At 69.0% G+C, this 26,657-nt stretch carries 25 protein-coding genes and 3 tRNA genes; 8 read left to right on the forward strand and 20 right to left on the reverse strand.

The window, feature by feature from the left end; all coding sequences use genetic code 11:
• Positions 1–478 precede the first annotated feature (478 nt).
• The 3 genes from KVY00_RS00855 (at position 479) to KVY00_RS00865 (ending at position 3,810) form a co-directional block, all read left to right on the forward strand.
• Positions 479–1,831 (forward strand): quaternary amine ABC transporter ATP-binding protein, encoded by a 1,353-nt coding sequence (locus KVY00_RS00855; protein WP_255572700.1) that lies wholly within the window; start codon positions 479–481, stop codon positions 1,829–1,831.
• Positions 1,831–2,802 carry an ABC transporter permease gene (locus KVY00_RS00860; RefSeq protein WP_223043891.1) on the forward strand — a complete coding sequence of 324 codons (972 nt, stop codon included), beginning with the start codon at positions 1,831–1,833 and terminating at the stop codon, positions 2,800–2,802. The genes KVY00_RS00855 and KVY00_RS00860 overlap by 1 nt, the downstream gene beginning before the upstream one ends.
• An 87-nt stretch (positions 2,803–2,889) precedes the next feature.
• A complete protein-coding gene (locus KVY00_RS00865; RefSeq protein ID WP_223045123.1) occupies positions 2,890–3,810 on the forward strand; it encodes a glycine betaine ABC transporter substrate-binding protein in 921 nt (306 codons plus the stop codon).
• A 78-nt stretch (positions 3,811–3,888) separates the two neighbouring features.
• Here KVY00_RS00865 and KVY00_RS00870 read toward each other — a convergent pair whose 3' ends face one another.
• The 3 genes from KVY00_RS00870 to KVY00_RS00880 form a co-directional block, all read right to left on the reverse strand.
• The gene (locus KVY00_RS00870) at positions 3,889–4,596 is read right to left on the reverse strand and encodes a hypothetical protein (RefSeq protein ID WP_223043892.1); all 708 of its coding nucleotides are present in this window, start codon (positions 4,594–4,596) and stop codon (positions 3,889–3,891) included.
• A 214-nt stretch (positions 4,597–4,810) separates the two neighbouring features.
• Positions 4,811–5,023, reverse strand: a complete 213-nt coding sequence (locus KVY00_RS00875; protein WP_223043893.1) for a helix-turn-helix domain-containing protein — start codon at positions 5,021–5,023, stop codon at positions 4,811–4,813.
• Positions 5,023–5,508 (reverse strand): DUF2975 domain-containing protein, encoded by a 486-nt coding sequence (locus tag KVY00_RS00880; RefSeq protein ID WP_223043894.1) that lies wholly within the window; start codon positions 5,506–5,508, stop codon positions 5,023–5,025. The genes KVY00_RS00875 and KVY00_RS00880 overlap by 1 nt, the downstream gene beginning before the upstream one ends.
• A gap of 184 nt (positions 5,509–5,692) precedes the next feature.
• On the opposite strand from KVY00_RS00880, the gene KVY00_RS00885 reads away from it, so the two are divergent.
• Positions 5,693–6,166 carry a GyrI-like domain-containing protein gene (locus KVY00_RS00885; RefSeq protein WP_223043895.1) on the forward strand — a complete coding sequence of 158 codons (474 nt, stop codon included), beginning with the start codon at positions 5,693–5,695 and terminating at the stop codon, positions 6,164–6,166.
• Positions 6,167–6,313: 147 nt separating this feature from the next.
• On the opposite strand, the gene KVY00_RS00890 is transcribed toward KVY00_RS00885, so the two are convergent.
• The gene (locus KVY00_RS00890) at positions 6,314–7,819 is read right to left on the reverse strand and encodes an APC family permease (protein WP_223043896.1); all 1,506 of its coding nucleotides are present in this window, start codon (positions 7,817–7,819) and stop codon (positions 6,314–6,316) included.
• 207 nt (positions 7,820–8,026) lie between these two features.
• Between KVY00_RS00890 and valS the strand changes: the two genes are divergently transcribed.
• The 3 genes from valS to KVY00_RS00905 all read left to right on the forward strand — a co-directional run bounded on the left by valS (position 8,027) and on the right by KVY00_RS00905 (position 11,573).
• Positions 8,027–10,630: a valine--tRNA ligase gene (valS, locus tag KVY00_RS00895; RefSeq protein WP_223043897.1), complete on the forward strand. Its 2,604-nt coding sequence runs from the start codon at positions 8,027–8,029 to the stop codon at positions 10,628–10,630.
• Positions 10,631–10,632: 2 nt separating this feature from the next.
• Positions 10,633–10,920, forward strand: coding sequence for a Fe-S oxidoreductase (locus tag KVY00_RS00900; RefSeq protein WP_223043898.1), 288 nt, complete (start codon positions 10,633–10,635; stop codon positions 10,918–10,920).
• 119 nt (positions 10,921–11,039) lie between these two features.
• Positions 11,040–11,573, forward strand: coding sequence for a hypothetical protein (locus KVY00_RS00905; RefSeq protein WP_223043899.1), 534 nt, complete (start codon positions 11,040–11,042; stop codon positions 11,571–11,573).
• 78 nt (positions 11,574–11,651) lie between these two features.
• On the opposite strand, the gene clpX is transcribed toward KVY00_RS00905, so the two are convergent.
• From clpX to recO, 14 genes are all read right to left on the reverse strand, one after another.
• The gene (gene clpX, locus KVY00_RS00910; RefSeq protein WP_223043900.1) at positions 11,652–12,923 is read right to left on the reverse strand and encodes an ATP-dependent Clp protease ATP-binding subunit ClpX; all 1,272 of its coding nucleotides are present in this window, start codon (positions 12,921–12,923) and stop codon (positions 11,652–11,654) included.
• 151 nt (positions 12,924–13,074) lie between these two features.
• Positions 13,075–13,713: an ATP-dependent Clp protease proteolytic subunit gene (locus KVY00_RS00915; protein WP_223043901.1), complete on the reverse strand. Its 639-nt coding sequence runs from the start codon at positions 13,711–13,713 to the stop codon at positions 13,075–13,077.
• 27 nt (positions 13,714–13,740) lie between these two features.
• Entirely contained in the window at positions 13,741–14,340 is a 600-nt protein-coding gene (locus tag KVY00_RS00920; protein ID WP_223043902.1) for an ATP-dependent Clp protease proteolytic subunit, read from the reverse strand.
• Positions 14,341–14,520: 180 nt separating this feature from the next.
• Positions 14,521–16,026, reverse strand: a complete 1,506-nt coding sequence (gene tig / locus KVY00_RS00925; protein WP_223043903.1) for a trigger factor — start codon at positions 16,024–16,026, stop codon at positions 14,521–14,523.
• Between the two features lie 51 nt (positions 16,027–16,077).
• A tRNA-Pro gene (locus KVY00_RS00930) sits at positions 16,078–16,155 on the reverse strand.
• A gap of 255 nt (positions 16,156–16,410) precedes the next feature.
• Positions 16,411–16,481 (reverse strand) — tRNA-Gly (locus KVY00_RS00935).
• A gap of 76 nt (positions 16,482–16,557) precedes the next feature.
• Positions 16,558–17,115: a gamma carbonic anhydrase family protein gene (locus KVY00_RS00940; protein WP_223043904.1), complete on the reverse strand. Its 558-nt coding sequence runs from the start codon at positions 17,113–17,115 to the stop codon at positions 16,558–16,560.
• 104 nt (positions 17,116–17,219) lie between these two features.
• Positions 17,220–17,292 (reverse strand) — tRNA-Asn (locus tag KVY00_RS00945).
• Positions 17,293–17,381: 89 nt separating this feature from the next.
• Positions 17,382–18,230, reverse strand: coding sequence for an ATP-binding cassette domain-containing protein (locus KVY00_RS00950; RefSeq protein WP_223043905.1), 849 nt, complete (start codon positions 18,228–18,230; stop codon positions 17,382–17,384).
• Positions 18,231–18,241: 11 nt separating this feature from the next.
• Complete coding sequence (gene dnaG, locus KVY00_RS00955; RefSeq protein WP_223043906.1) at positions 18,242–20,113, reverse strand: DNA primase; 1,872 nt, start codon at positions 20,111–20,113, stop codon at positions 18,242–18,244.
• A 37-nt stretch (positions 20,114–20,150) separates the two neighbouring features.
• The gene (locus KVY00_RS00960; RefSeq protein WP_223043907.1) at positions 20,151–21,425 is read right to left on the reverse strand and encodes a deoxyguanosinetriphosphate triphosphohydrolase; all 1,275 of its coding nucleotides are present in this window, start codon (positions 21,423–21,425) and stop codon (positions 20,151–20,153) included.
• Positions 21,418–22,608 carry a tRNA dihydrouridine synthase DusB gene (dusB, locus tag KVY00_RS00965; protein WP_223043908.1) on the reverse strand — a complete coding sequence of 397 codons (1,191 nt, stop codon included), beginning with the start codon at positions 22,606–22,608 and terminating at the stop codon, positions 21,418–21,420. The genes KVY00_RS00960 and dusB overlap by 8 nt, the downstream gene beginning before the upstream one ends.
• A gap of 288 nt (positions 22,609–22,896) precedes the next feature.
• Entirely contained in the window at positions 22,897–23,679 is a 783-nt protein-coding gene (locus KVY00_RS00970) for an isoprenyl transferase (RefSeq protein ID WP_223043909.1), read from the reverse strand.
• 10 nt (positions 23,680–23,689) lie between these two features.
• On the reverse strand, positions 23,690–24,412 hold the full coding sequence (gene recO / locus KVY00_RS00975) for a DNA repair protein RecO (RefSeq protein ID WP_223043910.1): 723 nt from the start codon (positions 24,410–24,412) through the stop codon (positions 23,690–23,692).
• 42 nt (positions 24,413–24,454) lie between these two features.
• Here recO and KVY00_RS00980 point away from each other — a divergent pair, with 42 nt between their 5' ends.
• The gene (locus tag KVY00_RS00980; protein WP_223043911.1) at positions 24,455–25,231 is read left to right on the forward strand and encodes a trimeric intracellular cation channel family protein; all 777 of its coding nucleotides are present in this window, start codon (positions 24,455–24,457) and stop codon (positions 25,229–25,231) included.
• A gap of 24 nt (positions 25,232–25,255) precedes the next feature.
• Here the strand turns inward: KVY00_RS00980 and ruvC are convergent, their stop codons facing one another.
• Positions 25,256–25,858: a crossover junction endodeoxyribonuclease RuvC gene (ruvC, locus tag KVY00_RS00985; protein WP_223043912.1), complete on the reverse strand. Its 603-nt coding sequence runs from the start codon at positions 25,856–25,858 to the stop codon at positions 25,256–25,258.
• 28 nt (positions 25,859–25,886) lie between these two features.
• A complete protein-coding gene (locus tag KVY00_RS00990) occupies positions 25,887–26,651 on the reverse strand; it encodes a YebC/PmpR family DNA-binding transcriptional regulator (protein ID WP_223043913.1) in 765 nt (254 codons plus the stop codon).
• Between the last annotated feature and the right edge of the window lie 6 nt (positions 26,652–26,657).

Raw genomic sequence — 26,657 nt, forward strand, 5'->3', positions numbered from 1 at the left:
CGTTCGGTTCTAATGAGTGCGAACCCGGGGGCGCGCACCGTTCTTCCGAAGACTCACCGGTGATGGCCGGATCGCAGTCGCTAATGGAAAAGTCTACCGCACGCTCTGCCGTGGCGCTTCCTATGTAACGTCCATATAACGATGCGGATGAGCTAAAACCCCTGGTCGGGTCGAAGTAAGGCAGCATTCGGATCGGTCGGGGCCCGTCGCTCGCCTTGCAACTTGCGCTGCGACGTTGTTAGCGTCGGAGCAGCGTTGAGTGCTCATCAGATGCCGCTCATCGCATCCCCCGGACCGAAATTCCGCCGAGCTACGGCGGACCGGGGTGGATGCGGTGGCAGGTGGCCGATCCGCATTTCCGCAATACGAAAACCGGCCTGTCGGGAGGCCCGGATTCAGTGCTGCCGCATCCGCGGGGCCGGACCGGGCGGCTTCGGAGTACCAGCCGAACGCCTCCGCGACTCGAGGAGTTGAACAAGTGAACCCCACAATCGAACAATCCCCCTCACCGAACGGCGAGGCGGGATACGCCATCGAGGTGAAGCACGCCTACAAGGTCTTCGGACGTAAGGAGAAGGAAGCGGTGCGGCGCCTCAAGGAGGGAGCGGCTCGTGACGAGCTCCGCGCCCTCGGCACGGCCGCCGTGATCGACGCCGACTTCGCGGTGCGCCCGGGCGAGATCTTCGTCGTCATGGGTCTCTCCGGTTCGGGCAAGTCGACGCTCATCCGCATGCTCAACGGCCTGAACCCGACCTCCGACGGCTCGATCACCGTCTTCGGCAGCGAGGTCGTCGGTCGCAGCGCGGCCGAGCTGCGAGAGCTGCGCCGCGACCGCATGTCGATGGTCTTCCAGCACTTCGCGCTGCTCCCCCACCGCACCGTGCTCGATAACGTCGCGTACGGACTCGAGCTGCAGGGCGTCGCAGCGCCGGAGCGCCGCGAACGTGCCAAGTCGTGGCTGGATCGCGTCGGTCTCTCCGGCTGGGAGGACCATTTCCCGGGCGAGCTCTCGGGAGGCATGCAGCAGCGCGTGGGCATCGCCCGCGCGTTTGCCGCCGACACCGACGTGCTGCTCATGGACGAGGCCTTCTCTGCGCTCGATCCGCTCATCCGTCGTGAGATGCAGGAGCAGCTCATCGAACTGCAGCAGGAGCTCAACAAAACGATCGTGTTCATCACGCACGACCTCAATGAGGCGATGTTCCTGGGCGATCGCATCGCCGTCATGCGCGACGGACGGATCGTGCAGGTCGGTACGCCGAACGACATCCTCACGGATCCGGCGAACGACTACGTGGCGCAGTTCGTGCAGGACGTGGATCGCGCACGTGTGCTCACGGCCGGCGACGTCATGGAACCGCCGCACGCCGTGGTCTTCGCCTCGGCGGGGCCGCGCACCGCGCTCCGCACCATGCGGGATCTCCAGACCTCGGCCTGCTTCGTGACGACCGCCGGGCGCAAGCTCCTGGGCGTCGTGCGCGATAAGGACGTGCTGCGGCAGGTGCGCGAGGGCGGCACCGACCTCACCGAGCGCCTGCGGCCCACGCCGTCCATCGTCAAGAAGGACCAGCTCATCGCCGATCTCTTCGAGCTCGCGGTCGAGAGTCCGCTCCCCGTGGCCGTGACGGACGACGAGGATCGCCTCATCGGCGTCGTGCCCCGCGTGACCCTGCTGGCGGCACTCGCGGATATCCCCGCCACCACCACTGAGATCCCCGTCATCGAACCGACGCCGGATGTTCCCGCCGCGATGATCACCGAGACGCTCGCGAAGGGGCCCGTGGGTGATGCCGTCGGAACCGAGGCCGTCGAGAACGAGGAGGTGCGCTGATGGAAGGCTTCCACTTCCCGATCGGTCGCTGGGCCGCCGACGCCCTCGACAGGTTCAAGGCGAGCTTCGACTGGCTGCTCGACATCGTGACGATCGTCGTGCGATGGCTGGTCGAGGGGCTCGGCGACGTACTCCTGGCCGTGCCGTTCCCCGCGCTGATCCTGATCTTCGCCCTGCTCGCGTGGCTGGTGCGCTCGTGGCAGTTCGCCATCGGCACCGTCGTCACCATGCTGCTGATCGTCAGCGTGGGCCAGTGGGAGAACGCGATGCTGACGCTGGCGCTCGTGCTGATCGCCGCGCTGATCGCGGTGGTGATCGCGGTGCCGCTCGGCATCCTCGCCGCGCGCAACGACACCTTCAGCGCGATCCTGCGGCCCGTGCTCGACTTCATGCAGACGATGCCCGCCTTCGTCTATCTGATCCCCGCGGTGATCTTCTTCAGCGTGGGCTTCGTGCCCGGCGTCTTCGCCACTGTGCTGTTCTCGCTGCCGCCCGGGGTGCGCTTCACCGAGCTCGGGATCCGCGGAGTCGACTCCGAGACCGTCGAGGCGGGTTACGCGTTCGGCGCGACGCCCGGCAAGATCCTGCGCGGCATCCAGCTGCCCCTCGCCACGCCGACCATCCTGGCGGGCATCAACCAGGTCATCATGCTCGCGCTGTCGATGGCGGTCGTGGCAGGCATGGCCGGCGCGAACGGCCTCGGCAAGGAGGTCGTCTCGGCGATCTCGACGCTGGATATCGCGCTGGGCGTCGAGGCGGGCCTCAGCGTGGTGTTCCTCGCCGTGTTCCTCGACCGGATCACCGCGGCGCTCGGCAACCCCGGAGACTTCAAGTCGTCGCTGCTGGGCGGCCTGCGCAAGCGGCGCACCCAGCGGGCGCGACGGCAGGGCGGCTCGGGCGACCCGGCCTCGCAGGCCCGGGACGACGCGCAGAAGGCCGGAGCCGCGCTGCGCCCCTCCCCGGGGATGTAGCGCTCGCGTCACGCGGCACCAGACCTGATCGAAGACCGAATCCCACCCGCCACGGCTCCGTGCGCGGGAGAGAAAGGAATGAAGATGATGATGAAGAAGAAGCTCACCGGACTGCTCGCACTCGGAGCGGTCGCGAGCCTCGCACTCGCCGGCTGCTCGAACGGCGGCGGCGACGCCGAGGGCGCTGGCGAGGGGAACGCGTCGGGTGCCTCGGGCACCATCAAGCTCGGCTTCCTCCCCAGCTGGACCGATGGTCTCAGCACCGCCTACCTGCTCGAGGACCAGCTCGGCAAGCTCGGCTACGACGTCGAGCTCGACGAGCAGACCGAGGTCAGCGTGCTCTACGCGGGCCTCGCAGGCGGCGACTTCGACATGTACCCCTCGGCCTGGTCCGAGGCCACCCACGCCGACTACATGGAGCAGTTCGGCGACAGCATCGAGGACATCGGCACCTACTACGGCGGGGCCGTGCTGACGCTCGCGGTGCCCGACTACATGGAGGACGTGAACTCGATCGAGGATCTCGTCGGCCAGGGCGATCGTTTCGGCGGCCAGATCATGGGCATCGAGCCCGGCGCCGGCCTCACCAAGCAGACGCAGGAGACCGCGATGCCCGAGTACGGGCTCGACGGCGAGTACGAGCTCGTCACCTCGTCGACCGCGGCCATGCTGGCGTCGCTGCAGGAGGCCACCGCCAACGAGGAGGACATCGTCGTCACGTCGTGGCGCCCGTTCTGGGCGAACAGCGCCTTCTCGCTGAAGGATCTCGAGGATCCGAAGGGCGCGATGGGCGAGCCCGAGGGCCTGCACTTCCTCGGCAAGGACGGCTTCAAGGAGGAGTTCCCCGAGGCCGCGGAGTTCATCGCGGGCATCGAGCTGAGCGACGAGGCCTACGACTCTCTCGAGGGCCTCGTGACCGGCGACGAGTACGAGGGCGATCCCGAGGGTGCCGTCGACGCGTGGATCGCGGAGAACCCTGACGCGTTCCCCGGCCTGCTCACCGAGTAACCTCCTCGTCGGGCAATCCCGAGAATCACGCGGGCCCGGTCGCTTCGGCGGCCGGGCCCGCGTGCGTCCCGGGGTCGTTCAGAGGCATCGACTCTCGATGCGTACCGTGAGCGTGCCGTCGATGGTGTAGCGATCGTTGACCGAGAGGTACCGCAGCGGGCTGTCCTCCTCGTGGCCGGCGAAGCTCTCCGACCGCATCGTGCCGGTCTCGGGGTAACCGAGCACCCGCCAGGCGTCAAGGATGCGCTGCTTCGTGAGGCCCCCATCGTCGCTCTGAAGCTCGATCACCAGCGCGAGCTGTTCGCCTGGGCCGCCCTCGGAAGCGGGTGTGCAGGCGATCCTCGGCAGGGCCGCTGCGGGGTCGTAGGCGGTGCGGTGAGTGGTGTTTCGATCCACGACGATCAGCGGCTCCTCCGTCTGTTCGACGACGGCCGCGACGAGTGCGCGAGCCTCGCTCTCGGCCTCTGCCCAGGTGAAGGCGGGCGGCGGGGGCGGATCCCCGAGCGACTCGACGCGAGTGCCGTTCTCGGGCGTCACCAGGCGCACGGGATCGCCGGCCTCGCGCACGCGCTGCGCGGCCTCGGCGAGCCCGGTCGTTCCGAACAAGTCGACGAGGATGAGCGAGCCCACGAGCAGCGCGCCGTTGAGCGAGCCGAACGAGAGCCAGATACGGTTGCGCCGCCAGGCCGCGACCGCGGTGATGGCCGCTGCCGCGGCCACGGCGACGGAGCAGGTCACGAGCAGGCCCATGGTGCTCCGGGTGATGGACAGTGTTCGCGCCGTCATCGCCTGCAAATCCACCTCGTCTTGGAAGTATGGAGCTGCCGCGGGGTCCGAGAACACCAGCCCCTGCAACGCGAGTAGGGTGCAGAGCACCGCAGTCGACAGGGTGAGCACGGACGCGGCGAGAACGTTCAGTATCCTCCAGGCGGTCCGTCGGTGCCGAAATCCTCGGTGGGGGTCTCCGAAGCGCTCCTCAGTCGTAGGCGCTCGGTCCTCGTCACTCCTCATCGGGTACCCGGCTCAGGATGTCCCCCGGCTGGCAGTCGAGCACACGGCAGATCGCGTCGAGCGTGGTGAAGCGCACGGCCTTCGCCCGGCCGTTCTTGAGGATGGACACGTTGGCGGGGGTGATACCGATCGCATCCGCGAGCTCGGCCACTCCCATCTTCTTCTTGGCGAGCTGCACATCGAGGTCGATGCGGATGGCCATCAGACGACCTCCTCGAGTTCGCGTTTCAGGCCCGTCGCCTGCTTGAGCAGCGCACGCATCACGAGCACCACGAGTGCGAGACCGCTGCCGATGAGCGCGCCGGTGACGCCGACGACGATGACCATCGCGCCGGGAGACTCGCTCTGCTGGAACAACACGATCACGGTTGCGATGACGTCGAGCGCGGTGGCCACTGCGATAGAGCCGAGCGCCGCATTCACCCAGCGGAACGCACGCTCGTCGAAGATGCGGTCGGCTGCCGCGAGCGAGACGAGCCGCCAGGTGCAGGCGAGCAGGAAGAGCGCGCACAGGAGGAAGCCCTCGACGCAGACCCAGAGCAGTACCTGAGAGATGACGGGCGGTTCACCGAGCAGCCCCTCGCTCTCGAAGAACAGGCTCGGCATGAGCAGCCCGATGAAGATCAGGACGATGAGCGAGAGCAGTACGATCAGCACCTTGACGGTGGTGGTGGTGAGTCGGTTCATGCATACAGCATATATTGTTTATCGATATGAAAACATCGTTAAACGATGTCGCTCATGTTGTTCGCCGCGGAAGAGTTACGCGCCGTGGCCAGTATCCTTCGCCCTGCAGTGCGTAGGATCGGGCATGACGCAGTGTCGCGCACGGTCGATGCCGGGCTGCGCGCACCCGAGCAGAGGAGAACCCGTGACCGAGCAGTTCCCGTCCCCCGAGATCGTCGACCGCCCCGAGCGGCACCTCGCCGTCGTGCGCGAGACCGTCGCATTCGACGCGATCCCGCAGCTCTACGACCGCGCCTACCCGGCCATCTTCGGGGCACTGTCGCGAGCGGGCATCGCTCCCGCCGCGGCCCCTATGGGAGTGATGCACGGTGCGCCGAGCTCCGGGCTCGACCTCTCGGTCGCCGTACCGGTCGCGCAGCCGTTCGAGCCCGACGGCGAGGTCGGGGCCGAGACCCTGCCCGCGTGTCGGGCGGCCACGCTGCTCGTCAAGGGCGACTACGCGCGGCTCTCGGCCGCCTACGAGCACCTCTTCGCCTGGATCTCCGATCGGGGCCTCACTCCCACGGGCATCTCGTGGGAGCAGTACCTGACGGAGCCCGAGCCGGGCGGTGATCCCGCGCTGAACGAGACGCTGATCGGTGTCGACCTGGCGGAGTGACGGGCTCGCGGCGATGAGGGCGCCTCAGGGCGGGATCGGATCCCGAGTCGATCCGGATCCCGAACCGGATCCCGATCCTGATCCTGATCAAGATCGGGATCCGATCTTGATCCTGATCCGGGCCGGATCCCGCCCCGCGCGCCCCGGCTACACCCGATGCTGCCCCGTGCGCGTGCGGATCTCCTCCGCGACCGCGACCGCGTCGCCCTGGGGCGCGGTCGACTTGCGGTCAGGACGCGCGATGAAGAGGTAGAGCAGGCCGGTGGCGAGCACCACGACGAGCCCGATGTGCACGATGTAGTCGGACACGAACGAACCGCTGCTGCCCGGCACGGCGAGCAGCACCATCGCGAAGACCCCGTACGCGAGGGCGACGATGTTCACCACTGCTCCGAGGGCGCCGAGACTGAACGGGCCGGCCGGGCGCCACCCCTTGAAGCGCTGCCGCAGCGCCGCCAGCACCACCATCTGGAACGCGAGATAGATCCCGAGGATGGCGAAGGAGGTCACGGCGACCAGGATGCCGTCGTTCAACCAGATCAGCACGCAGATGAGGGCGGGCACGGTGCACGCCACGATGAGCGCGTTGGCCGGGACGCGGCTGCCCTCGGTCACCTTCGACAGCCAGCGGTGACCCGGGATCATGCCGTCGCGCGCGAAGGAGAAGAGCAGGCGGCTCGCGGCGGCCTGCAGGCTCAACACGCAGGAGATGAAGGCGAGCACCGCGATCACGAGGAAGATCTTGGCGCCGACGGTGCCGAGGCTGGCCTCGAGGATCGCCGGGATCGGGTCGCCCTCCTCCCCCGCGACGATCGCCTCGAGGTTCGGGGCCGCCAGCACGTACCCCGCGAAGGAGAACAGGGCCGAGACCGCGCCGACCACGATGGTCATCATCATGGCGCGCGGGATCCGACGCGCCGGATCCGACACCTCCTCGGCTACGTCGCCGCAGGCCTCGAAGCCGTAGAAGAGGAAGAGCCCGGCGATCGCCGAGGCCAGGAAGACCGGGACGTACGAGCCGTCGCCCGCCGTGCCCATGGTGTCGAAGAAGACGCCGAAGCCGTGGTGGCGCTGGAAGATCAGCAGGTACAGGCCCACCCCGATCACGCCGATGAGCTCGGCGAACAGACCCAGCCTGGCGATGCGCGCGAGCCACTTCGTGCCGGTGAAGTTGATGAGCAGCGCGAGCAGCAGCAGGCCGAGCGAGATGACGAGCGTGGAGTTGGCGGTCAGCTCGATGCCGAACAGGCTCGCCACGAAGCCCGCACCGAACTCGGCGACCGAGGTGATGGTGACGATCATCGCCCAGATGTACACCCACGCCGCCATCCAGGCGTAGCGCCTGCCCCAGAGGCGTCTCGCCCACGGATAGATGCCGCCGTGGATCGGGTACTGAGAGACGACCTCGCCGAACACCAGGGAGACGAGCAACTGCCCGCAGGCGACGATGACGATCCACCAGATCGAGGGCGGTCCGCCCGTCGACAGCGCGACCGCGAAGAGCGAGTAGACGCCGACGAGCGGCGAGAGGTAGGTGAAGCCGAGGGCGAAGTTGGCCCACAGGCTCATCGAGCGATCGAACTCGCCCTCGTAGCCGAGCACGGAGAGGTGCTCATTGTCGGCGAGATGCTCCCGCGGGGTATTGGAACTCACGATGGTCTCTTCCTTCCGAATCGACGCTGATTCACGCGGCACGGGGCCGCTCCATGCTCAGAGTAGACCCCCTTCGCGGCGGGTGTTGGTCCCGGCGCGCTCCGGCGCGTCGCGCTAGGATGGTCGGGATGACCATTCAGGCACCAGGGTCGCCCGTTCGGGCGGCGCACTGACACGGTGCCGCCTATATCGAAGACGGAGCCCTGCATGAGCACGATCCCCGACAAGCCCAAACTCGAAGGCCTCGAAGCCAAGTGGGGTCAGGTATGGGAGGAGCAGGGAACGTACCGCTTCGACCGCGAGGGCGCCGAGCGGGCAGAGGTCTACAGCATCGACACTCCCCCGCCCACCGCGTCGGGATCGCTGCACGTCGGCCACGTGTTCTCGTACACGCACACCGACGCCGTCGCCCGCTACCAGCGCATGCAGGGCAAGCGCGTCTTCTACCCGATGGGCTGGGACGACAACGGCCTGCCGACCGAGCGCCGTGTGCAGAACTACTACGGCGTGCGCTGCGATCCCTCGCTCCCCTACGTCGAGGATTTCGTGCCCCCTCACGAGGGCGGTGACGGCAAGAGCATCAAGGCCGCGGATCAGCAGCCCGTCTCGCGCCGCAACTTCATCGAGCTGTGCGAGCGGCTCACCGTCGAGGACGAGAAGCAGTTCGAGGATCTGTGGCGCACGCTCGGCCTCTCGGTCGACTGGACGCAGACATACCGCACCATCGGGGACGAGTCGCTGCGCGCCTCGCAGCTCGCGTTCATCCGCAACGTGGAGCGCGGCGAGGCGTACCAGGCGCAGGCCCCCACGCTGTGGGACGTGACCTTCCGCACCGCGGTGGCGCAGGCCGAGCTCGAGGATCGTGAGCAGCCGAGCGCGTACCACACGCTCGCGTTCCACAAGTCCGACGGATCCGGCGACATCCTCATCGACACCACCCGCCCCGAGCTGCTGGCCGCCTGCGTCGCGCTCGTGGCGCACCCCGACGACGAGCGCTATCAGCCGCTCTTCGGCACGACCGTGCGCACCCCGCTGTTCGACGTCGAGGTGCCCGTCGTGGCCCACCACCTCGCCCAGCAGGGCAAGGGCACCGGCATCGCCATGATCTGCACCTTCGGCGACGTCACCGACGTCATCTGGTGGCGCGAGCTCGATCTGCCGAACCGTGCGATCCTCGGCTTCGACGGTCGTGTGATCTCCGAGGCCCCCGAGGCGATCCAGAGCGAGCGCGGTCGCGAGGCCTACGCGCAGATCGCGGGCAAGACAGTATTCAGCGCGAAGGCCGCGGTGGTCGAGGCGCTCACCGCCTCGGGCGAGCTGGTGGGCGAGATCCGCAAGATCAGCCACCCCGTGAAGTTCTTCGAGAAGGGCGACAAGCCGCTCGAGATCGTCTCCACCCGTCAGTGGTACATCAAGAACGGCGCGCGCGACGAGGATCTGCGCGAGCGCCTGCTCGCGCACGGCCGCGAGCTCGACTGGCACCCCGACTTCATGCGGGTGCGCTACGAGAACTGGGTCGAGGGCCTGTCGGGCGACTGGTTGATCTCGCGCCAGCGATTCTTCGGCGTGCCGATCCCCGTCTGGTATCCGCTCGACGCCGAGGGCAACCCGGTGTTCGATCAGCCGATCCTCCCGACGGAGGACCAGCTGCCCGTCGATCCCTCGAGCGACGCTCCCGCCGGGTACTCGGAGGAGCAGCGCGGCGTGCCCGGCGGTTTCCAGGGCGAGGTCGACGTGATGGACACCTGGGCGACCTCGTCGCTCACCCCGCAGCTGGCGGGCGGCTGGGAGCGGGATCCCGAGCTCTTCGACCTCGTCTACCCGTACAGCCTGCGCCCGCAGGGCCAGGACATCATCCGCACCTGGCTCTTCTCGACGCTGCTGCGCTCCGAGCTCGAGGAGGGGCGGCTGCCGTGGCAGAACGCCGGCATCTCGGGCTGGATCCTCGATCCCGACCGCAAGAAGATGTCGAAGTCGAAGGGCAACGTGGTCACCCCCGCGGGCCTGCTCGAGCAGCACGGCTCCGATGCGGTGCGCTACTGGGCCGCCTCGGCGAAGCTCGGCACGGACGCGGCATTCGATCCGCAGAACCCCACCCAGATCAAGATCGGCCGCCGCCTCGCCATCAAGCTGCTCAACGCCGCCAAGTTCACGCTCTCGTTCGACGCGTCCGGCGCCGACTCCGCCGACGGGGGCGCCGTGACCGAGGCGATCGACCGCTCGATGCTCGCCGGGCTCGCGGGGGTCATCGAGGGCGCCACCCGGGCCTTCGAAGCCTACGACCACGCACGCGCGCTCGAACTGACCGAGTCGTTCTTCTGGACGTTCTGCGACGACTACCTCGAGCTCGTGAAGGAGCGCGCCCACAACGGCGAGGGACAGGCGCAGGCCTCGGCGGTGACCGCCCTGCGCGCCGCGCTCTCGGTGTTCGTGCGCCTGCTCGCGCCGTTCCTGCCCTACGCCACGGAGGAGGTCTGGTCGTGGTTCGGCGAGGGCTCGGTGCACCGCGCGGCCTGGCCGATCGCGGACGAGGCCACCCTCCTCGCCGGAGATGACGCCGATGCGGGGCTGCTGAGCCTCGTGGGCGGTGCGCTCGTCGGCGTGCGCGGTGCGAAGACCGCCTCCAAGGCCTCGCAGCGCACCCCGGTGACGCTCGCCGTGGTGCAGGCGCCCGCCGACGTTCGGGATCGTCTCGCCCTCGCGGCCGACGACCTGGCAGCGGTGGGACGCATCTCGGAGCTGCGGATCGAGGCCGCCGACGTCGATGCGGTGACGGTCTCCCAGATCGAGCTCGAGCAGGCCGAGGCCTGATCATGCAGCTGGGGGCGCGCTGGCGGGTGGGCGATGCGCCCCACCGCGGTGTGCCCCCGCTGCTGCACCCGGTGATCGCCGAGCAGGAAGAAGCGCACCCCGACGCGGGGTCGTGGACACTGACCTGGCTCGAGGGGCGGCCGCGGTGCGCGCTCGACGACCTCGTGATCGTGACGCTCGACACCGCGGGCGAGCCGCGGGTGCTTCCGGGATCCTCGGGTGCGGATCACGGAGCAGGGGCCCGCGGAACGCCCGACGGGATCGACGACGATGACGACTGGCTGCTCTAGAAGGTCTGGAAGCCTCGAATGAAGTCTCGGAAACGCTGGAGCCTCGGAGATGGTGAAGTCTCGGAGATACTGAAGTCTCGGAGTTGCTGAGAGCCTCGAAAACCCTGAAAGGCGAAGACATGGTCCCTCGCGAAACCCTGCACCTCCCCCGCCCGCGCGCCATCCTCTCCGTCGCGCTCGCGGCGCTGCTGACGGTGTCGCTCGCCTCGTGCGCGCCCGAGCCCGACGAGATCGCGGGGGCGAAGACGAAGGATCAGATCGCCGAGAGCGACGGTTCCGGGGATGCCGAGGATCGGGGCGAGCGCGCCGAGATCCCGGACGACGCGATCCAGAAGCACACGGAACTGCCCGACGGCTTCCCCTCAGAAGCCTTCCCGCTGCCGAAGGGAGCCGTGATCGATGACACGGGCGAGCGCGCGTCGGGCGAGTGGTTCGTCGTGCTCCGGGCGGAGGACGCTCAGGAGGCCGAGGCGCTGTGGAACGGGGTGATCACCGGCGGCGGCTTCGAGGCCTCCGATCAGGCGGGCGACCCGCAGCGCGACGCGTCGGCGACGCTGCGGGGGTCGGGGCTCGAGGTGTTCGCGCTGATGCTGCCGCAGGACGACGGGTCGGTGCTGCTCAGCTACGACCTCACGGCGCAGCCCGAGGGGTGAGCGGCGCAGAGTGAGTGCCCCAGTGTGAGTGCCCCAGCGTGATCGATGCGGTGGTGGCGGCCTAGGCGCGTGCCCAGGTCAGGCGCTTTCGCGGCCGCGACGCGACTGGAGCACACGCGGCGCGGTCTCGCCGAGCACCGACTCGCGGGTCACGATCACCTTGGTCACGTCGCCGTCGGAGGGGACTTCGAACATCACCGGGCCGAGAATGCTCTCGAGGATCGCGCGCAGCCCGCGCGCTCCCGTCTTGCGCTCGACGGCCTGCTGGGCGATCGCCTCCAGCGCCGCGTCTTCGAACTCGAGATCGACCCCGTCGATCTCGAACATGCGCTGGTACTGCTTGACGAGCGCGTTGCGCGGTTCGACGAGGATCCGGGTGAGGGCTGAGACGTCGAGGGGATCGACCGTCGCGACCACGGGCAGGCGGCCGATGAATTCGGGGATCAGGCCGAACTTGTGCAGGTCCTCCGGCTGCACCTGCGCGAAGAGCTGATCGTCGTCTCGCTTGCTGGAGACCGGCGCGCCGAAGCCGATGCCGCCCTTGCCGAGACGCGATCCGACGATCTCCTCCAAGCCCGCGAATGCGCCGGCGACGATGAAGAGGATGTTGGTCGTGTCGAGCTGCAGGAACTCCTGATTGGGGTGCTTGCGCCCGCCCTGGGGCGGGATCGAGGCGACCGTGCCCTCGAGGATCTTGAGCAGGGCCTGCTGCACGCCCTCGCCCGACACGTCGCGGGTGATCGACGGGTTCTCGGCCTTGCGTGAGATCTTGTCGATCTCGTCGATGTAGATGATGCCGGTCTCGGCGCGCTGCACATCGAAGTCCGCGGCCTGCAGCAGCTTCAGCAGGATGTTCTCGACGTCTTCGCCGACGTAGCCGGCCTCGGTGAGCGCCGTCGCGTCGGCGACCGCGAAGGGCACGCCCAGCTGGCGTGCGAGCGACTGCGCGAGGTACGTCTTGCCGCAGCCGGTGGGGCCGATCAGCAGAATGTTCGACTTGGCGATCTCGACCTGCTCGGCGGCGGCGTCTGCACTCGTGAGCGTCGACGCGGCGCGCACTCGCTTGTAGTGGTTGTACACGGCGACCGCGAGGGACTGCTTCGCCCGCTCCTGGCCGATCACGTACTGGTCGAGGAAGTCGGCGATCTCGCGAGGCTTGTGCAGCGTGAAGTCGGAGGGCTCGGCGCTCTGGTGCTCCGCCATGCGCTCTTCGATGATCTCGTTGCAGAGGGCGACGCATTCATCGCAGATGTAGATCTGCGGCCCGGCGATGAGCTGCTGCACCTGCTTCTGCGACTTGCCGCAGAAGGAGCACTTGAGCAACTCGCTGCTTTCGCCGATTCTCGCCATGCGGGGCTCCTTCACACTCGAACGGAAACGAGACACTCAGAGACTATCCGGGACCACTGACATTCATGGACTGGCACGCCGTGATGGGGCCCGGGCGACGGAATCCGCCGGAGGCAGGGGCACGGGGCGCCCGCCTCCGGCGGATGAGGGACTACTGGGAGATGACCGGCTGCGGATTCTTGCGGCTGGTCAGCACCTGGTCGACGAGGCCGTACTCGAAGGCCTCCTGTGCGCTGAGGATCTTGTCGCGATCGATGTCGCGGTTCACCTCTTCGATGCTGCGCTTCGAGTGCTTGGAGAGGGTCTCCTCGAGCCACTCGCGCATGCGCATGATCTCGCGGGCCTGGATCTCGATGTCCGAGGCCTGGCCGTGACCCGCCTGGCCCGTGGACGGCTGGTGGATGAGCACGCGGGCGTTCGGCAGGGCCAGCCGCTTGCCGGGCGTACCGCCGGCGAGCAGCACGGCCGCGGCCGAAGCGGCCTGCCCGAGGCACACCGTCTGCACGTGGGGGCGGATGTACTGCATCGTGTCGTAGATGGCCGTCATCGCCGTGAAGGAACCGCCGGGCGAGTTGATGTACATGGTGATGTCGCGTTCGGGATCCTGGCTTTCGAGCACGAGCAGCTGTGCCATCACGTCGTCGGCCGATGCATCGTCGACCTGCACGCCGAGGAAGATGATGCGATCCTCGAAGAGCTTGGCGTAGGGGTCCTGGCGCTTGTAGCCGTAGGCGGTGCGCTCCTCGAAGGAGGGCAGCACGTACCGGGAGCTGGGCATGTCGATGTTCATATGCGCTTCGTTCTCTTTCTCTCGCGCCTACTTGTCCGTGCCGCCGCCGCCGACCACGTCGGAGGCCGAGTCGCGGATGTAGTCGACGAAGCCGTACTCGAGCGCCTCATCGGCGGTGAACCAGCGATCGCGATCGCCGTCCTCGTTGATCTGCTCGACGGTCTTGCCCGTCTGGGCCGCCGTGATCTCGGCGAGGCGGTTCTTCATCGAGGTGATGAGCTGGGCCTGGGTCTGGATGTCGCTCGCCGTGCCGCCGAAGCCGCCGTGGGGCTGGTGCAGCAGCACGCGCGCGTTGGGCGTGATGTAGCGCTTGCCCTTGGTGCCGGCGGTCAGCAGGAACTGGCCCATCGAGGCGGCCATGCCGATGCCGACGGTGACGATGTCGTTGGGCACGAAGGACATCGTGTCGTAGATCGCCATGCCCGCCGTGATCGAGCCGCCCGGCGAGTTGATGTAGAGGTATATGTCGGCCTTCGGATCCTCCGCTGCGAGCAGCAGGATCTTCGCGCAGATCTCGTTCGCGTTCTCGTCGCGAACCTCGGACCCGAGCCAGATGATGCGATCCTTCAGCAGGCGATCGAACACCTGGTTCGGCGGTGGCGTCTGTTCTGCCATGCGGCGCTCCATTCGTTGTTGCTTGATTCGAGCGTATCGACTCGGTGGGCGCTGCGCCGCCGTGTTCGCCCACGGCGTGGCCCGTGGCCCGCGGCGCATGGGTCCGCGGACAGCAGGATCCCCCTGCCCGCGTGGTGCGGGTGCAGGGGGATCCTGGTGCGCGGGTGCTCCGCGGACGTCGAGGCGGCGCGATTACTCGCGCGCGGCCTCGGCCTCTGCGGCTGCCTTCTTCGCCGCGCGGGTCGCGGCCGCCTTCTTCGCAGCCGCGGAGCGGGCTGCCTTCTTCGCGGCCTCCTCGTCCTCTGCGGTGGGAGCCGGCTCCTCAGCGGGCGCTTCCTCAGCGGGAGCCTCGGTCGCCTCAGCGGCCTCGACGATCTCCTCGGCCTCCTCGACGGTCTCCGCCTCGGCCTCATCCTCGGAGTCCACCGCGGTGAACTCGCTCAGGTCGACCGTGTTGCCGGCCTGGTCGACGACCTTGGCCTTGCCGAGCGCGATGGCGAGGGCCTTGTTGCGGGTGACCTCGCCGAGGATGACACCCATCTGGTTGCCCTGGCTGATCGCCTGCAGGAACTGGGTGGGCTCCATGCCGTACTGCTGAGCCGACTGGAAGATGTACTGCGAGAGCTCGTTCTGCGTGGGGGTGACGCCCTCGGCCTCGACGATCGCGTCGAGCAGGAGCTGCAGCTGGATCTGCTGCTCGGCCGACTTGCGCACCTCCGCGCGGTGCTCGTCGTCCTCGAGACGACCCTCGCTCTCGAGGTGGCGGTGCACCTCCTCCTCGACGAGCTCCTCGGAGACCGGGATGCCGGCCTTCTCGATGAGGGTCTCGGTGAAGAGGTCGCGAGCCTGCTGGCCCTGCGCGAACACCGAGGCGCGGGCGACCTGATCCTTCAGGCTCTCGCGCAGTTCCGCGATCGTGTCGAACTCGCTCGCCAGCTGGGCGAACTCGTCGTCGGCCTCGGGCAGCTCGCGATCCTTGACCGCGGTGAGGGTGACCTCGACCTCCGCGTCCTGGCCCTCGTAGTCGCCGCCGAGCAGCTGCGAGGTGAAGGTGGTCGACTCGCCGGCGGTGAGCGTCTCGATGGCCTCGTCGATGCCCTCGAGCAGGTTGCCGGCGCCGATCTCGTAGGAGACGCCGCTGGCCTGATCGACCTCGTTGCCGTCGATACGGGCGACGAGGTCGAGTTCGACGAAGTCGCCCTGCTTGGCGGGACGGTCGGCGGTGACGAGGGTGCCGAAGCGCTCGCGGAGCTTCGTCAGCTCGGCCTCGACGGCCTCATCGTCGATCTCGGCGTTGTCGACGGTCAGCTCGATGCCGTCGTAGTCGGGCAGGGTGAACTCCGGGCGCACCTCGACCTCGAAGACCAGCACGAGCGTGCTCTTCGGATCCTTGGCGTCGAGCCACTGCTCGACATCGGCGGTCGGGCGGCCCATGGGGCGCTCATCGGCCTCGGCGAGCGCCGCCTGGTAGAAGTCGTCGAGCGAGGCGTTGACGGCCTCCTGCACCACGGCCTCGCGGCCGACGCGCTGGTCGATGATCGGAGCGGGAACCTTGCCCTTGCGGAAGCCGGGGATCGAAACCTGCTCGGCGATGGTCTTGTACGCCTGCTTGAGGTAGGGCTCCAGTTCGTCGAGCGTGACCTCGACGCTCAGCTTGGCGCGGGTCGGAGTGAGCTTCTCAGCGGTCGTCTTCGGCAATTTGGCCTCTCATCGTCGGAATGTCGTGCTGCATATCGGGCCGGGTGACCCTGGTCGGGGCGACAGGATTCGAACCTGCGACCTCCCGCTCCCAAAGCGGGCGCTCTAGCCAAGCTGAGCTACGCCCCGAAACCGGCAGGTTTCACGGTGGAGACGCGCGTGAGCGCGCAACCCGAGCAAGTCTAGCCGAAAGTGGCCGGGATGCACGAAACCCCCGTCGGCTGCGGCGGGGGTTTCGTTGTTGAAGCGGAGGGGATGACGGGAATCGAACCCCGGCCGGCCGCTCAAGGCAACGCGTCAGCGTTGCGCGGCCACGCCGCTGGCGGAGCCTGCGACGCCAGTTCCGGGTTCTCGGGGATTACCGGAGTCCCCGGAGCGAAGCGGAGGGGATGACGGGAATCGAACCCGCGTAATCAGTTTGGAAGACTGAGGCTCTACCATTGAGCTACATCCCCGAGCTGCGAGAAGCAGCCGTGTGCAGAAGCACCTCAACGATCATAGTGCATTCCGGGGGCCGCTTCGCACATCGACTCATCGTCCGCGCGTCGCTCGGCGATGATTGTCGGTGTAGGCGGCGTAGACCTCGGCGTTCAGGCGCACGGACTCGCGGTCGGTATCGCGCAGGTCGCGCACGACCCGGCCGGGGATCCCCGCGACGAGGGAGTGCGGTGGGATCACGACTCCCTGCGGCACGAGCGCGCCGGCGGCGATGAGGGATCCCTCCCCGATGACGGCCCCGCTGAGCACGGTCGAGCCCATGCCGATCAAGCAGCCGTTCTCGACCGTCGCGCCGTGCACGACGGCGTTGTGGCCGATCGACACGTCGTCGCCGATGATCGCTCCGCCGCCCTCGCCGCGCTGGGTATGGATCACCACGCCATCCTGCACATTGCTGCGTGCGCCGATGCGCACCGATCCCGAATCGCCGCGCACGACGGCGTTGTACCAGATGCTCGACTCCTCACCGATGACGACATTGCCGACGATGACCGCCCCGGGTGCGATCCAGGCGGTGTCGTGCACGTCGGGAGTGCCGTACTCCTCGACGGCGATGAGGGTGCCGTGGTGGTCGGGATGCTGCTCGGTCATCTGATTCTCCTTCGAACGGGGCCGACAGTCATTGCAGAAGCCTTGAATAATTGCAGAGCCCTGAATAGCAGAAGGCCCCCACCGCGAGGGTGAGGGCCTGATCGCTCCCCCGGCTGGGCTCGAACCAGCGACATCCTGATTAACAGTCAAGCGCTCTGCCAACTGAGCTACAGGGGATCATTGCCGCAGCAACCCCTCTATGCTAGCAAGCGCGATTGAGGGGTTGCAAATCGATGTCCGCATCCCGGGCGCGGCGCATCGGGGCCCTACTCATCGGCGATCTCGTCGTACGCGGTCGCCCGCAGAGCCTGGGCGAGCCGCTGCACGTAACCGTGATCCGCGTGCCTGAAGATCTCGTTGATATCGCCCTGGCCCACGAAACGGCCGTGCTGCATGACGATCACCTCCTGCACGAGCGCCTCGAGCATGCCGATGTCGTGGCTGATGAGCAGCATGGTCGCATCGGTGCGCTCGCGGTACCACTTCAGCAGCTCGACGATCTTCGGGCGATTGTTGGCGTCGACGCCGAGCGTCGGCTCGTCGGCGATCAGCAGCGTGGGATCGAGCATGAGCGAGCGCATCACCGCGACGCGCTGGCGCTGGCCCTTCGAGAGCTCGTAGGGGTACTCCTGCAGCTTCGCGAGCGGCAGCGCCACGATGTCCATCATCTCGGCGATGCGCTCGCCGAGCTCCTCGCGGTCGAAGTGCTTGCTGCGCTCGACGATCGGTTCGAAGAGGATGTCACCGACGTTGAGCTCGGGGGTCAGCGTCGCCCCCGCGTCCTGGGCGAGATGTCCGACGTACGCGGTGAGGCGCGAGCGCGTGCGGCGGCCGAGCCGGCGCATCGGCACGTCGAGCACCGTGGCCTCTCCGCCCGTGAGCTTGATCCGCGCCGCCTTCTCGCCCGCGTCGGCGGCGCGGCCGGCGAGGAACCTGGTGAGCGTCGACTTGCCCGATCCGCTCTCCCCGAGCAGGGCGACCACCTCGCCGCGCGCCACGTCGAAGGTGACTCCCTCGACCGCTTGGAACTCACGCCCTCCCGCGTGAGCCGGGTAGGAGAGCGAGAGGTCGGAGACCTGTACCGTCGGGTCGGCGTCGAGTACGGGGTGTGCCATGCTTCACGATCCTACTCCTCGCGCAGGCCGCGTCGCGCGGCCTCGAGGGCGACGAGCTGCTGCTGGATGCGACGCGCCCCCGGATCGGAGGCGTCCCCGATCCGCTGGTGCCGCGCGAGCAGTTCCTGTTTGAGCGCGAGCAGATCGCGGTCGAGCAGCGAGATCACCACGTCGCGCGCATAGGCGGCGATGAGCTCGGGCCTGCGCTGCGGCATCGGAGCCATCGCGAGCTCGCGCACGAGGCTCCCGTGCGAGTCGGGGGCGGCCGCGAGCACCGCTTCGAGCCACCCGGAGGTGCCGAACGCGGGCAGTGCCGCCGCGATCGCGTCGCGCACGACCCGCAGGTTCGGCTCGGATACCTGCGCGGTCACCGCCTGCTGCAGCAGGTCGAGCCCGACGGCCTCGCCCTGCTGCAGCATCGCCATGAGCGCGTCGCGCTCGAGCCAGGTGGTGGGCGCGTTGCGCAGCGAGGAGAGTCCGATGCGGGGACGCGGCGGCTCGGTGGGCGCTGTCCCGGCCTGCTGGTGGGGCTCGGGCGCCGGGGAGGATCCGACACCGCCGCGGGGGTTCCGCTCGGCAGCGCGCACCGCCTGCTGCACCTCGGCGAGCTCGCTGCCGAGCATGCGGGCGAGCTCCCGCGTATAGCCCGGGCGGAGGGAGGGATCCTTGATCTCGGAGATGATCGGGGCGGCGGATCGCAGGGCGTTCACCCGCCCCTCGACACTGTTGAGGTCGAAGCGCGAGACCGCTTGCCGCAGCGCGAACTCGAAGAGCGGCGTCTTGCGGGTGAACAGCTCGCGCACCGCCTCGTCGCCCCGGTGCAGACGCAGATCGCAGGGATCGAGGCCTCCCGGGGCGACCGCGACGTAGGTCTGCGCGGTGAAGCGCTTCTCCTCGCTGAACGCCCGCAGCGCGGCCTTCTGCCCGGCCTCGTCGGGATCGAATGTGAAGACAACCTCGGCTGCCGAGTCGTCGCCCATGATCCGCCGCAGCACCGCGATGTGATCCTTGCCGAAGGCCGTGCCGCAGGTGGCGACCGCGGCCTCCTCCCCCGCCAGATGGCAGGCCATCACATCGGTGTACCCCTCGACCACGACGGCGCGCCTGCCGCGCGATATCGCCTTCTTCGCGAGGTCGAGTCCGTACAGCACCTGGGACTTGTGGTAGACGGGAGTCTCGGGCGTGTTGAGGTACTTCGGGCCGTTGTCGTCGTCGTAGAGCTTGCGAGCGCCGAAACCGAGGGTCTGGCCGCTCGTGTCGCGGATCGGCCATACCGCTCTGCCGCGGAAGCGGTCGTAGACGCCGCGCTGCCCCTCCGAGACGAGACCGGCCTGCGCCAGCTCCTGCGGGGTGAATCCCTGCCGGCGCAGGTGGTCGGTGAGGTTGTTCCATCCGCGCGGGGCGTACCCCACGCCGAAGCGCTCGCAGGCGGCGGGGTCGAAACCGCGCTGCGAGAGGAATTCTCGGCCGGCGGCGCCCTCCTCGCTTGCGAGCTGGGTCACGTAGAACGCGGCGGCCGCCTGGTTCGCCGCGAGGAGGCGCGCGCGGTTCGGGCCGTCCTGCCGGCGTTCACCGCCCTCCTCGTAGGTGAGCACGTAGTGGATGCGCGCGGCGAGCCGCTCCACCGACTCCGTGAAGGTGAGGTGGTCCATGCGCTGCAGGAAGGTGAAGGCGTCGCCCGACTCGCCGCAGCCGAAGCAGTGGTAGTAGCCGAGCGCCGGCCGCACGTGGAAGCTCGGACTGCGCTCGTCGTGGAAGGGGCAGAGTCCCTTCATCGAGTCGATGCCGGCGTTCTTGAGCGTGACGTAGTCGCCCACGAGGTCGGCGAGATTGGTGCGGCGCTTCACCTCTTCGATGTCGCTCGCCCGGATCCGCCCTGCCATAGTGTCAGAGTCTAGTCTCGCCGCGCTCGGGTCGCGGTTACACGAGGGAAGCGGTGCACAGCCGCTCGTACCAGGCGATGGCCGACTGATCGGTGAGCGAGGCGACCTGATCCACCACGGCCCTCCGAGCGGTCGCCTCGTCGTCTGCGGCCCTGAAATCCGCGGCGTAGGCGGGCTCCAACCGGTGCGCGCCCGACTCCCAGAGGGTGTGCAGCAGTTCGATCAGCAGTCCGCGCTGGCGGCGGTAGGTCGGCTGCCGCCGTCCGCTCTGCATCACGAACGCGGCGACGACCCCCTTGAGCACGGCGATCTCGGCGCGGATCTCGCGAGGCACCACCACGTCGGTGCCGTAGCGGGCGAGCGGACGCCCGTCGGTGTCGGCGAGCGTGGCTCCGATCGCGGCGCGGGCGAAGCGGCCGATCATATCGCTCGTGAAGTTCTTGAGCCTGGCCTGGTCGCGCCGGGAGCCGTCCCAGCCGCCGAGCCAGTTCTCACTGGCCGACATGCGATCGAACGCCGCCCCCAGCTCGTCGGCGGAGTAGCTGCCGCCCGCCCACTCCGCGACCGCGCGGATGAGCGCGCCGTGCCCCGAACGGGCCGTGAGGAACTGAGGATCGATGTGCTCCGCCACGATGGCGTCCTCGAAGTCATGCACCGAGTACGCGATGTCGTCGGAGAGGTCCATCACCTGCGCCTCGACGCACTTGCGGTGCTCGGGAGCGCCGCTGCGCAACCACTCGAAGACGGGGGCGTCGTCGGCGAAGTAGCCGAACTTCGAGGGGCCCGCCGGCGTCCGCCCCGCCTGCGCCTCGGAGAGCGACCACGGGTACTTGCAGCTCGCATCGAGCGTCGCCCGCGTCAGGTTGAGGCCCACGCTCTCGCCGTCGGGGCCGAAGTGCTTGGGCTCGAGGCGGGTGAGGATGCGCAGCGTCTGAGCGTTGCCCTCGAAACCGCCGAACTCCGCCATCCACTCGTTCAGCGCGCGCTCGCCGTTGTGGCCGAACGGCGGGTGGCCGAGGTCGTGGGCGAGGCACGCGGTGTCGACCACGTCCTGCGATAGGCCGAGGGCGACCGCCAACTCCCGTCCGATCTGCGCGACCTCGAGCGAGTGCGTCAGGCGGTTGCGGGCGAAGTCGACGCCGGCGGTCGGGCTCAGCACCTGGGTCTTGGCCGCGAGCCGCCGCCAGCCGCTCGAGTGCAGTACTCGGGCGCGATCCCGCGCGAAATCGCTGCGGTGGCCGCTGTGCTGCTCGACGACGAAGCGCTCGGCGTCGACGGCTTCATAACCGGGAGGGAGCGCGCGATCAGCCACCGTCGGACCCGCCGTCGCTGCGCTCGGCCTCTGCGACCACCGCGCGTGCGGCGCGGTCCGTCGTGCGGCTGTCGAGCCAGCCGTCGGGCAGATGCACGCGCTTCGGGCTTCCGGCGCGACCGCGCTGCCCCTCGGCGCCCTCGCCCGGGTACGGCATCGAGGCGTCCATGGTGGTGAAGATGTCGTCCATCTGGGCGAGCGACTCGACCGCCGCAAGTGCGCGCCGGGTATCGCCGCCCACGCCGTAGCCCTTGTAGTACCAGGCCACGTGCTTGCGGATGTCGCGGCACGCGCGCCCCTCGTCGCCGTCGTAGAACTCGACCAGCAGCTCGGTGTGGCGGCGCATCGCGTCCATCACGAAGCCGAGCGGCGGGCGCGCGAGCGCGGCGTCGGCCTCGGCGCGCGAGATCTCCCCCGCCTCGGCGCGGAAGGCGGCCGCGAGGTCGCCGAACAGCCAGGGCCGGCCGAGGCAGCCCCGGCCCACCACGACACCGTCGCAGCCGGTCTCACGGACCATGCGGATCGCGTCGTCCGCCGACCAGATATCGCCGTTGCCCAGGATCGGCACGCTCGTGATCGTCTCCTTGAGCGTGGCGATCGCATTCCAGTCCGCGTGTCCGGAGTAGAACTCGTTGGCGGTGCGTCCGTGCAGGGCGATCGCGGCGACCCCGGCCTGCTCGGCCGCCTTCGCGGCATCGAGATAGGTGAGGTGATCCGGATCGATGCCCTTGCGCATCTTCACTGTGAGCGGGATCTCCCCCGCCGCCCGCACCGCACCCGTGACGATCGCGTCGAACAGATCGCTCTTCCAGGGCAGCGCGGATCCGCCGCCCTTGCGGGTCACCTTGGGCACGGGGCAACCGAAGTTGAGGTCGATGTGATCGGCGAGATCCTGATCCACCAGGAAGCGCACCGCCTCGGAGACCGTCTTCGGGTCGACGCCGTAGAGCTGGATCGAGCGGGGCGTCTCGCTCTCGTGGTGCTTGATGAGGCGCAGCGAGGCCGGCGTGCGCTCGACGAGGGCGCGACTCGTGATCATCTCGCTCACGTAGAGGCCCGCGCCGTACTCGCGGCAGAGTCGGCGGAACGCGGTGTTCGTGATGCCGGCCATGGGCGCGAGCACCACGGGCACGTCGAGTTCGAGCGGCCCGATGCGCAGGCGCGTAAGAGTCTGAGGAGTCATATCCTCCCTATTCTCTCAGATCCTGCCGTGTGCTCTCGGATCCCGCCGCGGGCTCGGATCCTGCTGGGTGTTCTCGGATCCTGCCGTGCCCAGGCAGGAGATCCGCGCCCGAGCGGGTACTTTTCCCCCGATTCTCCCGCTTGAACGAGGATCTCCTACCTGGGGGCGGGCCTCCTGACCCCAGGAAGCCCGCTGACCCCGGGAGGCAGGCAGGCCCCAGGAGGCCCGCAGACCTCAGGTAGCCCGCAGACCCCCGGAGGCCCGCTGACCCCGGGCGACCCGCAGACGCTACGCGGTCGGCGAATCCACCGCGCCGCCGAAGCGCCGGTCGCGCGAGTGGTACTCCTGGATCGCGCGCCACAGGTCCCGGCGCCCGAAGTCCGGCCAGAGGGTGTCGAGGAACACCATCTCGGCGTAGGCCGACTGCCACAGCATGAAGTTGCTGATCCGCTGCTCCCCCGAACTGCGCAGGAACAGGTCGACGTCGGGCAGCTCGGGCACATAGAGGTGCCGCTCGATCGTGCGCTCGGTGATCCCGCGCGAGCTCAACCGCCCCGCCTCGACCTCGGCCGCGACCGCGCGCACCGCGTCCGTGAGCTCGTTGCGGCCGCCGTAGTTGACGCACATGGTGAGGGTGAGACCGGTGTTGTCGGCGGTCGCGCGCTCGGAGGCCTTCAGCTCGCTGATCACGGAGCCCCACAGCTTCGGGCGCCTCCCCGCCCAGCGCATCCGAACGTTCCAGGCGTCGAGCTGGGCGCGTCGTCGTCGCAGCACGTCGCGGTTGAAGCCCATCAGGAACCGCACCTCGTCGGGCGAGCGCCGCCAGTTCTCGGTCGAGAAGGCGTACACGCTCAGGTGCTTCACGCCGGCCTGCACGGCGCCGGCGACCACGTCGAGCAGCGCCTGCTCCCCCATGCGGTGACCCTCGACGCGCGGCAGACCGCGCCGATTCGCCCATCGCCCGTTGCCGTCCATGACGATGGCGACGTGTTGCGGTACGGGGCCGGTGAACGCGGGTGGCTGCTCGCCCGTCCAGTCGACCGGGACGAGGCTGTCGGGGGCGTGGTGCATGGCTGAAAGTCTATTGGCGGCGGGCGTGGATCGAGCGCAGCCCGCGCTCCAGGTGGAACTGGGTGTACGCGGCCGCGATCCCCGCGGCCTGCCCGCGCTCCCGGTCGCCGCTCGCGAGCGCGGCATCCCAATCTCCGGCCAGCAGCGCCGCGAGCAGGGCGATGGATCCTGGATCGAGCCGAGGCGAACCCGGCAGCCGGCAGTTCTCGCAGGTCACCCCGCCCAGCTGCACCGCGACCGCGGTGTGCGGCCCGGGGGCGCCGCAGTTCACGCAGGCGTCGAAACCGGGTGTCCAGCCCGCGAGGCTCATGGCCCGCAGCAGGTAGCCGTCGCGCACGAGCTCCGCCGGGATCCTCGCCGCCGCGAGCGTGCGCAGCGCGCCGATCAGCAGGGCGTACTGCTGGCGAGACGGCGCTCCCTCCGCGAGGCGCTCGGCGGTCTCGACCATCACGCTGCCCGCGCGGTAGCGGTCGTAGTCCGCACTGATCGCGGGGCCGTACGCGCCGAGCGTCTCGGCCTGCGTGATCGTGTCGAGCGTGCGGCCCTCGAAGCACTGGATGTCGGCCACCATGAACGGCTCGAGCCGCGCCCCGAACTTCGACGAGGTGCGGCGCACCCCCTTGGCGACGGCGCGCAGCAATCCGCGGCCGCGGGTCAGCAGCGTGACGATGCGGTCGGCCTCGCCCAGCTTGTGGGTGCGCAGCACGACGCCTTCTTCGCGGTAGAGGGGCACCCCTCCATTCTCGCACCCGGGCGAGTGCGGGAGAATGGTCGTGTGCTCGACGAGACCTTCAACACGCCCCTCCCCGCCGATCTGATCGCGGTGACGGCCGGCAGCTTGCAGGGCGCTCTCTTCGCCGCGGGGTTCAAGCGCATCGACCTGCTCGGCGTCGCGTTCATCGGCGTGGCGACCGGCATCGGAGGCGGCCTGCTGCGCGACATCCTGCTCGGGGTGACCCCGGCCGCGTTCTCGAACAACCTCTACCTCGCGGTCGCGATCGGTGCCGCGCTGCTCGGCATGCTGCTGCCGCGGCTGTTCAGGCGGCTCGACCCCCTCATCTCGCTGCTCGACGCGATCGGGATCGGCATGTTCGGCGCCATCGGCACCACCAAAGCGCTGGCGATGGGCCTGCCGATCGTGCCGGCGCTCTTCATCGGAGTGATCTCCGCAGTGGGCGGCGGCGCGCTGCGCGACGTGATGCTCAACCTGCCCATCGCCGTGATGCACGTCGGATCGCTCTACGCCGTGGCGAGCCTCGTCGGGGTGTCGGTGTTGGCCGTGCTGCTCGCCTTCGGCGTGCCGGTGATGATCTGCGGCGTCGTGTGCGTCGTCGTGACGACCGCCGTGCGCCTGCTCGCGGTGCGCTTTGGCTGGAGCCTGCCCGAGCAGCGCGCGCTCAGCCGCGTGAGACTCCGCCGCCAGCGGCAGGTCGAGCAGGTCATCGACGAGGCGCTACAGACCGGCACCATCACGCTGCCGATCGTGCTGCCCGATCCGTTCGGGGATGAGGCCGAGGGCGACGAGGATCCGCCGCGGCCCAAGGCCCGCTGAGCCCGCTGAGCGCCAGGAGCCGGGTCAGGATCGCGCGCCGCGCCTGCGGCCGAGCTTCGACTCGGCCTCGCGCCACGCGCGCTGCGCCGGAGTCTCGCCGCCACCCGCCGCGGGGCGATCGAAGCGCTCCATCCGGCTCGCCGCGCCTCCCCGGCCGAGGTGCCAGGCGTGCGTGATCGCGAGCGCGAGCGCGTCGGCGGCGTCGGCGGGTTTGGGGGGCGCGGCCAGACCGAGCAGCCGGGTGACCATGGTGGTGACCTGCGCCTTATCGGCGCTGCCGTAGCCGGTGACCTGCGCCTTCACCTCGTTCGGGGTGTACAGGGAGACCGGGATCCCGCGCTCCTCGGCGAGATACATCACCACTCCGCTGATCTGCGCGACCCCCATGACGCTCGCGACGTTGTCCTGCGCGAAGACCCGCTCGAGCGCGATGCCGGCCGGCTTCTCGCCGTCGAGCAGACGCTCGATGCTCGAGCCGATGCGGTGGATGCGCTCGGGCAGCGGCATGTCGGCCGTGCTCGTGAGCACCTCCACATGCTCGAACGCGACTCGGCGCGTGGCGCCGGCGGTCACGATGCCGATGCCGCAGCGGGTCAGGCCAGGGTCGATGCCGATGATCCGTGACACAGGGAGACCCTGGCCTTCCCGCGTTCCGCTACTCGTCGTTCTCGAGCTCGGCCTGCACCTCGGGCGACAGGTCGAAGTTCGAGAACACGTTCTGCACGTCGTCGCTGTCCTCGAGAGCGTCGATCAGGCGGAACACCTTGCGCGCGGTGTCGGCGTCGATCTCGACCTTGAGGTTGGGGACGAACTCGGCGTCGGCCGACTCGTAGTCGATGCCGGCGTCGACGAGAGCGGTGCGGGCCGCCACGAGGTCGGAGGCCTCGGTGAAGACCTCGAACGACTCGCCGTTGGGGGTCTGCACGACCTCCTCGGCGCCGGCGTCGAGCACGGCCATGAGCACGTCGTCCTCGGTCGTGCCCTCGGCGGGCACCGTGATGACGCCCTTGCGGGCGAAGTTGTAGGCGACGCTGCCGGGATCGGCGAGCGTTCCGCCGTTGCGGCTGAGCGCCGTGCGCACCTCGGCGGCGGCGCGGTTCTTGTTGTCGGTGAGGCACTCGATCATGAGGGCGACGCCGTTCGGTCCGTAGCCCTCGTACATGATGGTCATGTACTCGACGGCGTCGCCGTCGAGGCCGGCGCCGCGCTTGATGGCGCGATCGATGTTGTCGCCGGGCACCGAGTTCTTCTTGGCCTTGTGCACGGCGTCGGCGAGGGCAGGGTTGCCCGCGAGGTCGGCGCCGCCGATGCGGGCGGCGACCTCGATCACCTTGATGTACTTGGCGAAGGCCTTCGCGCGGCGTGCGTCGATGACGGCCTTCTTGTGCTTGGTGGTCGCCCACTTGGAGTGTCCGGACACGGGAGC

This window comes from Leucobacter tenebrionis (genome assembly GCF_019884725.1).
Classification (GTDB): domain Bacteria; phylum Actinomycetota; class Actinomycetes; order Actinomycetales; family Microbacteriaceae; genus Leucobacter; species Leucobacter tenebrionis.